The sequence below is a fragment of the Streptomyces sp. UNOB3_S3 genome, from assembly GCF_020740895.1.
Taxonomy (GTDB): domain Bacteria; phylum Actinomycetota; class Actinomycetes; order Streptomycetales; family Streptomycetaceae; genus Streptomyces.
The window spans coordinates 16,618-28,090 of sequence record NZ_JAILXP010000048.1; the positions used below are offsets into that span (position 1 = coordinate 16,618).

Genomic DNA, 11,473 nt, shown 5'->3' on the forward strand with positions numbered 1-11,473 from the left:
AGCCTGTGGACAACCGCGAGGGCCGCCCCGCGCGAACGCGGGACGGCCCTCGAAAAGCCGAGCTCAGACAGCCCGTGCCGGATTCATACGACGATCAGTTGTTCTGTCCTCCGAACAGTCCGCCGCCGCCGTTCGGCGGGCGCCGGTTCCCGCTCGGCGACGGCGACTCGGTCGGGTCCCCGGCGCCGCCGGGGCCTCCGGGACCGCCCGAAGCGCCTCCGTCCTTGCCGCCGTTGCCATTGCCGCTGTTCCCGCCGTTGCCGCCGAACTTGCACTTGAAGTCGAACGGGGCGCAGGACCCGCTCGGGGACGGGGAGGCGGACGGGGACTTCGAGGGCGACGCCGACGGCGAGGCCGGGGCCGAGGGCGTCGTGGACGGCACCGCGCTGGGGGAGGGGCTGGCCCCGTCCCCGAACACCTTCTGCCCGATCGGCTGCGCCGGGTCGAACTGGAGCACCGGCTTGCCCTTGAGCGCGTCGGTCATGTAGTCCGCCCAGATCTCCGCCGGGAACGAGGCGCCGTGGATGGTGGGCTGACCGCCCACACCGCGCATCGACAGGAACTCCTGCTTCTTGGCGTTGGGGTCGACGCGGTACATGCCGATCGCCGTCGACAGCTGCGGGGTGTAGCCCGCGAACCAGGCGGAGCGGTTGCCGTCGGTCGTACCGGTCTTGCCCGCCACCGGGCGGTCGCCGAGCTTGGCCTTGGTGCCGGTGCCCGACTCGACGACGGTCCTGAGCACGTCGGTGACGTTGTTGGCGACGTTGGAGTCGAACGCCTGGGCGCTCTTCTCCTCGTGCTCGTAGGCCGGCTTGCCGTCCTTCTCGACCTTCGTCACCGAGTAGGGGTCGACCTGCTTGCCGCTGGCCGCGAACGTCGCGTAGGCGCCGGCCAGCCGGATGGCGCTGGGCGCCGATGTGCCCAGCGAGAAGGTCGGGGTCAGCGAGGCGAGCTGGTCCTTGTCCAGACCGGCCTTGACCGCGGCCTCCTGCACCAGGTCGGTGCCCACGTCCATGCCGAGCTGGATGTAGGGGGTGTTCACCGAGAACTGCATGGCGGTGCGGAGGGTGACGAGACCCTTGTCCTCGTCACCGTCGTTCGGCTGGTGCCACTCCTTGCCGTCCTGGTCGTGCCAGACGGTGCCGTTGTAGGTCCGCAGGGTCACCTTGTTGTTGCCGTTGTAGATGCTCTCCGGCGAGACGACCGTGCGCTGGCCGTCGCCCTGCTTCGGGCCGAGCGCGGGGTTGCGCTTGCCGTGCGTCATCGCCGCGGCCAGGACGAACGGCTTGAACGTCGAGCCGACCTGGACACCGGTGTAGTCGGCGTTGTTGGTGAAGTGCTCCAGCGCGTTCTCGCCGCCGTAGATGGCGACGATCTTGCCGGTCTTGGGCTCCACCGAGGCGCCGCCGAACTGGACGAACTGGTCGACGTCGCGCACCTTCGGCTTGATGTTCGCCTTGCGCACCTCCTCGACCGACTTCGACAGCGCGTCCACCTTGTCCCGGTCGAACGTGGTGTAGATCTGGTAGCCGCCCTTGTCCAGCTCCGCCTTGCTGATCTTGGAGTGGGCGACGATGTAGTTGTCGGCGAGGTCGGTGAGGTAGCCGATCTGGCCGGCGCGGTTGGTCGCGGGCTTCGGCTTCTGCACCTTGGGGAAGCCCGCCGCGACCCACTTGTCGTGGTCGGGGGTCTGCATGCGGCCGACCTGGACCTCACGGTCGAGCGTCCACTTCCAGCGGTCGGTGGCGCGCTTGGTGTTCTTCTCCGGCGTCGCCGCCGGGCCCTGGCCGCCGTACGGGTCGTAGAGGTTCGGGCCGTTCAGGGTGGCCGACAGGAACGCGCTCTCGCTGGGCGTCAGGTCGGCGCAGTCCTTGTCGAAGTACGCCCGTGCCGCGGCCTGGATGCCGTAGGCGCCACGTCCGTAGTAGGCCGTGTTGAGGTAGCCGGCGAGGATGTCCTTCTTGTCCTGGGTGGCCCCCACCTTGACCGAGATCAGAAGCTCGGTGATCTTGCGCTTGAGCGTCTGCTCCTGGCTCAGATAGGTGTTCTTCACGAACTGCTGGGTGATGGTCGAGCCACTCTGGGTCTCACCGCCCTGTGCCATCTTCACGACGGCACGGGCGATGCCCATGGGGTCGACGCCCATGTCCTGATCGAAGCTGGCGTTCTCCGCGGAGATCACCGCGTTCTGCATCGCCACGGGGATCTGGGAGATCGGCACGATCTGGCGGTTGAGACTGCCACCGCCCGCGACGACCATCTGTTTGCCGTCGGCCCAGTAGTAAACGTTCTTCTGGACCACGGCGGCCTTCTGCGCGCTCGGCACCTGCACCACCGCGAGGGCGACCCCGACACTGCCGAGGATCAGGGCCACGAACGAGATGATCAGGCCCGCGGTGAGCTTCCAGGACAGAAGCCAGCGCCGGAACCCGGTCTTGCCGGCGCGCGGGTAGTCGATGAGCCGCTTGGCGCCGGGCCGGCCGCCGTCCCGGCGTCCTCGTCCTCCAAGTCCCTGCTCGGGGGAGCGTCTGCGCCCGCCCGGCCCGCCCGGCGGAGCCCCGCGGCGGGCCCCCGGGCGGCTGCCGTGCGGGGGTTCACCACGGCCGGCGCCGGGCGCGGACGAGTGGGTGGACGGTGCGCGACGGCCTGGCGTCGGCTGCTGGGCCGCGCGACGGGCCGCGGCTCGTCCGCCGCCTTGAGGCTGCGGCGGCTTGCGGCGGTGCTCGCTCATCGAACGAATACTCCTCGGGCAGGCGCTATCGCCTGACAGCGGCAGGGTGGCTTGCGTTCCCCCCGACGTGCGGCCTCCATGCCCCCCTGACCGGTGGGCCGCACTGCGTACAGGTCCAGGACGTCCGTGGGCGTCACCCGGTTCCCTGTGGTCTGCATGGCGCACAGACTACGCACGGCCAAATCCAGCCCACTGCGGATGTTCACTCCAAATCAGGCCGCTTGTGTCCCACGAATCAGTGATGTGACCTCGTTCACCGTGCCCCCTCTTGTCGTTGATGATCGCCCGTTCTATCGTCTGGATGTATCGAGTCGATACATCAGCTCGCCATAAGGGACCAATAAGGATTTAGGGATCACAAGGAACTAGGCTGTGGGCGACAAGGAGGCGACATATGAGCAGACGCTCCGGCATCCTCGAGTTCGCCGTCCTCGGCCTGCTCCGCGAGGCCCCGATGCACGGCTACGAGCTGCGCAAAAGGCTGAACACCTCGCTCGGGGTGTTCCGCGCGTTCAGCTACGGCTCCCTGTATCCCTGCCTGAAGTCCCTCGTGGCGAACGGCTGGCTGATCGAGGAACCCGGAAGCTCCCCGGAGGACGCCCGTGCGGCGTCACTGGCCGGACGACGGGCGAAGATCGTCTACCGCCTCACGGCGGAGGGCAAGGAGCACTTCGAAGAGCTCCTCGCCCACACCGGTCCGGACGCGTGGGAGGACGAGCACTTCGCCGCCCGCTTCGCGTTCTTCGGGCAGACGTCACGGGACGTACGGATGCGGGTGCTGGAAGGCCGCCGCAGCCGGCTGGAGGAGCGCCTCGAGAAGATGCGCGCCTCTCTGACCCGTACCCGGGAACGGCTGGACGACTACACCCTCGAACTGCAGCGCCACGGCATGGAGTCCGTGGAGCGCGAGGTCCGCTGGCTGAACGAGCTGATCGAGAGCGAGCGGGCCGGGCGTGACAAACGCCCCGGCCCGGATCAGTGAGCCCTGCACCCCGCAGGGCTACGTCGAGTACAAACAGGGAGCAACCGGAATGGGTTCGGTTCGCGTAGCGATCGTCGGTGTGGGCAACTGCGCCGCCTCGCTGGTGCAGGGCGTCGAGTACTACAAGGACGCCGACCCGAACGGCCGCGTGCCGGGTCTGATGCACGTGCAGTTCGGCGACTACCACGTGCGTGATGTCGAGTTCGTGGCCGCTTTCGACGTCGACGCGAAGAAGGTCGGGCTGGACCTCGCCGACGCCATCGGCGCCAGCGAGAACAACACCATCAAGATCTGCGACGTGCCGCCGACCGGCGTCACCGTCCAGCGTGGCCACACCCTCGACGGCCTGGGCAAGTACTACCGCCAGACCATCGAGGAGTCCGCCGAGGCCCCCGTCGACGTCGTCCAGATCCTCAAGGACAAGCAGGTCGACGTCCTGGTCTGCTACCTCCCGGTCGGTTCCGAGGACGCCGCCAAGTTCTACGCCCAGTGCGCCATCGACGCCAAGGTCGGCTTCGTCAACGCCCTCCCGGTCTTCATCGCCGGTACCAAGGAGTGGGCGGACAAGTTCACCGAGGCGGGCGTCCCGATCGTCGGTGACGACATCAAGTCCCAGGTCGGCGCCACCATCACCCACCGTGTGATGGCGAAGCTGTTCGAGGACCGCGGCGTCGTCCTCGACCGCACGATGCAGCTGAACGTCGGCGGCAACATGGACTTCAAGAACATGCTCGAGCGCGAGCGCCTGGAGTCCAAGAAGATCTCCAAGACGCAGGCCGTCACCTCGCAGATCCCCGACCGCGACCTGGGCGAGAAGAACGTCCACATCGGTCCCTCGGACTACGTGGCCTGGCTGGACGACCGCAAGTGGGCCTACGTCCGCCTCGAGGGCCGTGCTTTCGGTGACGTCCCGCTGAACCTGGAGTACAAGCTCGAGGTCTGGGACTCCCCGAACTCCGCCGGTGTCATCATCGACGCCCTGCGCGCCGCGAAGATCGCCAAGGACCGGGGCATCGGCGGCCCGATCCTCTCTGCCTCCTCGTACTTCATGAAGTCGCCGCCCGTGCAGTACTTCGACGACGAGGCCCGCGAGAACGTCGAGAAGTTCATCAAGGGCGAGGTCGAGCGCTAAAGGCGCCGACCGGGCACCGCACAAGGGGCCCGCTCCGCTCGACCGCAGGTCCCCGGGTAATCCGCCCGGGGACCTGTGCGTTGTGTGAGGCTGTGGACCATGCCCGTTGTGCGTGATCTTCGCATCCTGCTCCAGCTGGGCGATTTCCGCCGGCTGCTGGCAGTACGGCTGCTCTCCCAGGCGGCCGACGGCGTCTATCAGGTCGCGCTCGCCGCGTACGTCGTCTTCTCCCCCGAGAAGCAGACCTCCCCCGCCGCCATCGCCTCGGCCATGGCCGTGCTCCTCCTGCCCTATTCGCTGCTGGGCCCCTTCGCCGGCGTCCTGCTCGACCGCTGGCGCCGCCGCCAGGTCCTGCTCCACGGCAATCTGCTCCGGGCCGCGCTGGCCACAGTGACCGCCCTGTTCATCGTCGGCGAGGTGCCCGACCGGCTCTTCTACGCCTCCGCGCTCTCGGTCACCGCCGTCAACCGCTTCGTCCTCGCCGGGCTCTCGGCCGCCCTGCCGCGCGTCGTCGACTCCCCCGAGCGCCTGGTCATGGCCAACGCCGTCTCCCCGACCGCCGGTACGCTCGCGGCGACCGCGGGCGGCGGCCTTGCCTTCGCCGTCCGCCTCGCCCCTCCGGAGGGCACCGCCGACGACACATGGGTCGTGCTCCTCGGCGCCGTCCTCTACCTCTGCGCCGCGCTCTGCTCACTGCGCATGCCCATCGGACTGCTGGGACCGGACGCCTCGGCACCCCGGACCCGGCTGGGCGCGGCGCTGACCGTCACCGCCCGGGGCCTGCTCGACGGGTTGCGCCACCTGAACGAACGGCGCGTCGCCGCCCGCGCCCTGGCCGCGATGGCGCTGATGCGCTTCTGCTACGGCGCGCTGACGGTGATGCTGCTGATGCTCTGCCGGTACGCCTGGTCGGGCGGCGGCCCCGGCGGTCTGGTCCTGCTCGGCTACGCCGTGGTCGCCTCGGGGGCCGGTTTCTTCGCCGCGGCCGCCCTCACCCCTTGGGCAGTCGGCCGGCTGGGGCGGCTGGGCTGGCTGCTGACCTGCGCCGCGGCCGCAGCGGTCCTGGTACCCGCGCTGGGCCTGCCCTTCGAGCCCGTCCCCATGCTGATCGCCGCCTTCGTCCTGGGGCTCGCCACCCAGAGCGCCAAGATCGTCACGGACACGGTGGTCCAGGCGTCCATCGACGACGCCTTCCGGGGGAGGGTGTTCTCCCTCTACGACGTCCTCTTCAACGTCGCCTTCGTGGGCGCGGCGGCGGTGGCCGCGCTGATGCTGCCACCGGACGGGCGGTCGCCCGCGCTGGTGATCGGCGTGGCTCTGATCTACGCGGCGATTGCTTCCGCTATGGCTGGATTTCTTCGCCGCTGACTATTACATCAAGGCCACAGCACCCCACTGAGCTGCGGAAATGTCATGAACACGGGATAACTTACGGGCGGCGTCCGCCGACCGAAAACCACCGTCCCGTGAAGGGGTCTCCGTGACCACTCCGCCGCCCCACCAGAACCCGTACGGCCCGCAGGGCGGTGCCCCCTACGGCCAGCAGCCCGGCCCCTACGGTCAGCCGGGTCCGTACGGCCAGCAGCCCGGCCAGCCCGCTCCGCCGCCCTACGGCCAGCAGCCGGGCGGCTGGGGCGGCGCGCCGACTCCGCCGCCGGCCCCCTCCAGGGGCAAGAAGATCGGCAAGAAGATCGGGACCATCGTCCTCTGCGTCCTGGTCAGCACGGGCCTCTACATCGCCAAGCACATGATCACGGACGACGACACCACCGTGCTGGGAGTCGGCGACTGCCTCCAGAACAAGGGCACGAACTCCAAGCCGGACATCAAGAAGGTCGACTGCACCGACAGCAAGGCGAGCCACAAGGTGCTCAAGAAGGTCGACGGCTCCACGCTGTACACCCTCGCCTGCAACAACGTCGAGGGCACCACGGCCGCGCTCACCTGGGAGGAGCGCTCCAGCAAGTTCACGCTCTGCCTGGGCGACAACAAGAAGTAGCGGGCGTTCGGCCCGGATATGGCCAGGGGCGGTGTTTCACGTGAAACACCGCCCCTGGCCATCTTCATTTGTTCGCACCCAGGTGATGTTTCACGTGAAACATCACCGCGCGCGGCATCAGCTCTGCTCGGCCCACCACTCCTTGAGCGCGGCCACGGCGGCCTCCCGCTCCATGGGGCCGTGCTCCAGACGCAGCTCCAGCATGTGCTTGTAGGCCTTGCCGATCTGCGGGCCGGGGCCGATGCCCAGGATCTCCATGATCTCGTTGCCGTCGAGGTCCGGCCGGATGGAGTCCAGCTCCTCCTGCTCCTGGAGCCGGGCGATGCGCTCCTCGAGCCCGTCGTAGGCCCGCGAGAGGGCGTTGGCCTTCCGCTTGTTGCGGGTGGTGCAGTCGGACCGCGTCAGCTTGTGGAGCCGGTCCAGCAGCGGCCCGGCGTCACGGACATAGCGGCGGACGGCCGAGTCGGTCCACTCCCCGGTGCCATAGCCGTGGAAGCGCAGGTGGAGCTCGACCAGCTTCGAGACGTCCTTGACCAGGTCGTTGGAGTACTTGAGCTTGGTCATCCGGGCCTTGGTCAGCTTCGCGCCCACCATCTCGTGGTGGTGGAAGGAGACCCGGCCGTCCTTCTCGAAGCGACGCGTCTTCGGCTTGCCGATGTCATGGAGCAGCGCCGCCAGGCGCAGGATCAGGTCGGGGCCGCCCCCGGGCTGATCACGGGGGGCCTCCAGGGCCATGGCCTGCTCCAGGACGATGAGCGTGTGCTCGTAGACGTCCTTGTGGCGGTGGTGCTCGTCGCGCTCCAGGCGCAGCGCCGGGAGCTCGGGGAGGGTGAGGGCAGCGAGCCCAGTCTCCACAAGCAGGGTGAGGCCCTTGCGGGGGTGGCTGGAAAGGATCAGCTTGTTCAGCTCGTCCCGGACCCGCTCGGCCGAGACGATCTCCAGGCGGTCCGCCATCCCGGTCATGGCCGCCACCACCTCGGGCGCGACCTCGAAGTCCAGCTGGGCGGCGAAGCGGGCGGCCCGCATCATGCGCAGCGGGTCGTCGGAGAAGGACTCCTCGGGGGTCCCGGGGGTGCGCAGGACCCGTGCGGCCAGGTCCTCCAGGCCGTTGTGCGGGTCGATGAACTCCTTCTCCGGCAGCGCCACGGCCATGGCGTTGACGGTGAAGTCGCGGCGGACCAGGTCCTCCTCGATGGAGTCGCCGTAGGAGACCTCGGGCTTCCGGGAGGTCCGGTCATACGCTTCCGACCGGTATGTGGTGACCTCGATGTCGAAGTCCGACTTACGGCAGCCCACGGTGCCGAAGGCGATGCCGACCTCCCAGACCGCGTCCGCCCACGGCCGGACGATCTTCAGCACGTCCTGGGGACGGGCGTCGGTGGTGAAGTCCAGGTCGTTGCCGAGACGGCCGAGCAACGCGTCCCTCACCGACCCACCGACCAGGGCGAGCGTGAAGCCGGCCTCCTTGAAGCGGCGGGCGAGATCGTCGGCTACGGGGGAGACCCGCAGGAGCTCGCTCACGGCACGGCGCTGCGCCTGGCTGAGCTCGGTCGTCGACGGCGGGGTGTGGCTGTCATTGTTGGCGTTCGGCACAACAGAAGAGGGTACGTGTCCGGGCGCGCCGAAGCCTCCCGGTTGTCGGACGCACTATGACACCTCTCACAAAGCAGGCGCAGTCTGGACAACGGGCCCCGTGGCGATCTTGTAGTGCGGTCCGCAGCACTTCGTCACAGCGGGCATCGTTACCATTCGTGGACGCACCATCCGACGACCACCGACGATGACGAGGGACGGGCGAGCGCGTGGCCGAGGCGGCAGAGGTCCAAGGGGCCTTCGAGGGGACATCGCCCGCTCCTGCCTGCCGGTGGTTCCGGCGCACCGCCCTGCTGCTGGCCGGAGTGCTGCTGGTCGTGGGGCTGGGGCAGCTGCCGCAGGCCCCGGCGGCACGGGCCGAATCGGCGAGCTCGGCGAGCTCCCGGTCCGTCGACGTCTCTCTCGACACTGTGACGCCCGTCGCCCCCAAGCAGGACGACACGCTCACCGTCTCGGGCCGGGTCACCAACAACACGAAGTCGACGATCACCGGTGCCCATGTGGCGCTCCGGGTCGGCCCGCAGATCACCACGCGCAGCGACATCGACGACATCGGCGGCCGGGCGCCCTTCTCGGGCTCCGACGGCTCGGAGGTGGGCGGCAATCACGCCCAGAAGATCGACAACCTGCCTCCGGGTGTCGGCCGTGACTTCACCCTGACCGTTCCGGTGAAGGACCTGGAGCTCGGCAAGGACGGCGTCTACCAGCTCGGCGTCACCCTCTCCGGACAGTCCGGCGGGCAGTCCGAGCAGGTCCTGGGCATCCAGCGCACGCTGCTGCCCTGGCAGCCCTCGACGACCGACGGCAAGAAGACCCGGCTGACCTTCCTGTGGCCGCTGATCTCCGCGACCCACCTCACCGCCCGTACGGTCTCCGACCAGCAGCAGACCCCGGTCTTCCCCAATGACGCCCTGGCCGCCGAGCTGGCGCCGGGAGGCCGGCTCCAGCAGCTCGTGGCGCTGGGCAAGAACCTGCCGGTCACCTGGGTGATCGACCCGGATCTGCTCGCCACGGTCGAGGCGATGACGAAGAGCTACCGGATCGGCGGGCCGGACGACCAGAACCCCGCGCCCGGCCGGGGCCAGGCGGTGGCCAAGCAGTGGCTCAACCAGCTCCAGGAGGCCGTCGCGGACCACCAGGTGGTGGCGCTGCCGTTCGGCGACCCCGACCTGGCCTCGCTCGCCCACCGGGGCAAGGACGTCCCCGGGGCGCTCAGCCACCTCCAGTCGGCCACGGAGCTCGCCTCGACGACCGTGGAAACGATCCTCGGCGTGAAGCCGCGCACGGACTTCGCCTGGCCCGTCGACGGCGCCGTGGACTCCTCCATCGTGGACGTGGCCACCTCGGCCGGCGCCCACAATGTGATCGCCCGCAGCGACAGCGTCCGGGAGCCCGGCGGCTCCTCGTACGCGCCCACCGCGGCCCGGCAGATCGGCGGCGGCAACACGGCGATCGTGGCGGACGCCCGGCTCTCCACCGTCTTCGACGGCGAGATGATCAAGGCCAATGACTCCTCGCTGGCCGTCCAGCGCTTCCTCGCCCAGAGCCTCATGGTGAACAAGCAGGCTCCCGAGAACGAGCGCAGCATCGTGGTCGCGCCGCAGCGCATGCCCACGACGAGCCAGGCGCAGGCGATGGCGACGGCGCTCAAGGGCCTGACGGACGGCCGCTGGACCCAGTCGGCCGACCTCGGGGACGCGGCCAGGGCCCAGCCCGATCCGGCGGCCAACCAGCACATCCCCGGCACGGGCTCGTACCCGGACTCGCTGCGCTCGCAGGAGCTGTCCACCGAGGCGTTCGAGGCGATCCAGCGGACCCAGAGCAGCCTGGACAGCTTCAAGGTCATCCTGACCTCCCAGGACCGCGTGGTCACCCCGTTCGGCAGCGCGATCATGCGGGAGATGTCCACCTCGTGGCGGGGCGACCCCAAGGGCGGGGAGGCGTTCCGGGACGCGGTGCAGTCGTATCTGGACCAGCTCGCCCGGCAGGTCCACCTGATCGCGAAGTCGGACGCGACCCTCTCCGGGCGCAGCGCGACCATCCCGGTGACCGTGCAGAACGGCCTGCTCCAGGGGGTGCGGGGGCTCAAGCTCGTCCTCACCTCCAGCCAGCCCAACCGCCTCAAGATCGACGCGCCTCAGCCGGTGGAGATCGGGGGCGGGCGCCAGCAGTCCGTGAAGTTCGAGACCCGGGCCAACGCCAACGGTCCGGTGAAGGTGACGGCCCGGCTCTACGCCGAGGACGGCCAGCCGTACGGCGAGCCGATCTTCTTCACTGTGCATGTCACCTCCATCACCCCTATGGTTCTGCTCGTCATCGCCGGTGGGGTCCTTCTCCTGGTCCTCGCGGGACTGCGTATCTACCTCCAGCGCAAGCGGGCCGCCGCCCGTAAGGCCGCGGGTGGCGGGCCCGACGGGACGGACGGCGACGACCCGGGCGACGGTGGTGGGCCCGGAGACGACAAGCCGGAGCAGCCGGGTGATCCGGCGGCGGAAACCGGAGCGCGGAGCGGTGACCCGTCCGGCTCAGGTGAGAAAGTGGAACGTTGACGTTTTATGGGGCCGGCAGGCCGCGGACGATGAGGTGGGGTAGCGATGAGCGCGCCGTACGACGGTGACCGCGGTCAGGGCACCGGGGGCGAGCAGCGGGGACAGTACCCGCCGCCCCCGCCTGCCCCGGCCCCTGCCGCCGCGGACCAGTCGCATCAGGGCCCGTACGCCCGGGACCCGTATCTCCGGGACGCCTATGCGTCGGACCCGTACGCCGCGCCGCAGCCCGGCGGCTACCAGCAGCCCCCGGTGCCGCCGCACGGCCCCGACACCCGGGCGTGGGCCCCGGCCCAGGCCCAGCAGCCCCCGGCGCCGGCCCGCCCTTACGAGGAGCAGGACGCCACCCAGGTCATCGGCGTGGGCGGCTTCGACGAGCAGCCGCAGCGGGACGCCTTCGCCCACCTCTACCGTGACCAGCAGCAGCCGTACGAGCCTCCGCGCCCGGACGGCCGGCCGATCCCGGCCCCCGGCCAGTACGGCTCCCCCG

The 11,473-nt window shown here is 69.7% G+C and carries 7 protein-coding genes and 1 pseudogene; 6 read left to right on the forward strand and 2 right to left on the reverse strand.

Annotation, left to right across the window (positions count from 1 at the left end; genetic code table 11):
- Positions 1–94 precede the first annotated feature (94 nt).
- The gene (locus tag K6I33_RS08055) at positions 95–2,731 is read right to left on the reverse strand and encodes a transglycosylase domain-containing protein (protein WP_229349285.1); all 2,637 of its coding nucleotides are present in this window, start codon (positions 2,729–2,731) and stop codon (positions 95–97) included.
- A gap of 394 nt (positions 2,732–3,125) precedes the next feature.
- Here K6I33_RS08055 and K6I33_RS08060 point away from each other — a divergent pair, with 394 nt between their 5' ends.
- From K6I33_RS08060 to K6I33_RS08075, 4 genes are all read left to right on the forward strand, one after another.
- Positions 3,126–3,713, forward strand: a complete 588-nt coding sequence (locus K6I33_RS08060; RefSeq protein WP_229349287.1) for a PadR family transcriptional regulator — start codon at positions 3,126–3,128, stop codon at positions 3,711–3,713.
- A gap of 49 nt (positions 3,714–3,762) precedes the next feature.
- Complete coding sequence (locus K6I33_RS08065; protein ID WP_229349289.1) at positions 3,763–4,845, forward strand: inositol-3-phosphate synthase; 1,083 nt, start codon at positions 3,763–3,765, stop codon at positions 4,843–4,845.
- A gap of 99 nt (positions 4,846–4,944) precedes the next feature.
- Complete coding sequence (locus K6I33_RS08070; RefSeq protein WP_229349290.1) at positions 4,945–6,213, forward strand: MFS transporter; 1,269 nt, start codon at positions 4,945–4,947, stop codon at positions 6,211–6,213.
- Positions 6,214–6,325: 112 nt separating this feature from the next.
- Positions 6,326–6,844, forward strand: coding sequence for a hypothetical protein (locus K6I33_RS08075; RefSeq protein ID WP_229349292.1), 519 nt, complete (start codon positions 6,326–6,328; stop codon positions 6,842–6,844).
- 117 nt (positions 6,845–6,961) lie between these two features.
- Here K6I33_RS08075 and K6I33_RS08080 read toward each other — a convergent pair whose 3' ends face one another.
- The gene (locus K6I33_RS08080; protein WP_229349294.1) at positions 6,962–8,437 is read right to left on the reverse strand and encodes a CCA tRNA nucleotidyltransferase; all 1,476 of its coding nucleotides are present in this window, start codon (positions 8,435–8,437) and stop codon (positions 6,962–6,964) included.
- A 209-nt stretch (positions 8,438–8,646) separates the two neighbouring features.
- On the opposite strand from K6I33_RS08080, the gene K6I33_RS08085 reads away from it, so the two are divergent.
- Both K6I33_RS08085 and K6I33_RS08090 read left to right on the forward strand, forming a co-directional pair.
- Complete coding sequence (locus tag K6I33_RS08085; RefSeq protein ID WP_229349296.1) at positions 8,647–10,986, forward strand: DUF6049 family protein; 2,340 nt, start codon at positions 8,647–8,649, stop codon at positions 10,984–10,986.
- A 45-nt stretch (positions 10,987–11,031) separates the two neighbouring features.
- Positions 11,032–11,473: pseudogene (locus K6I33_RS08090) on the forward strand (murein biosynthesis integral membrane protein MurJ); the annotation flags it as partial.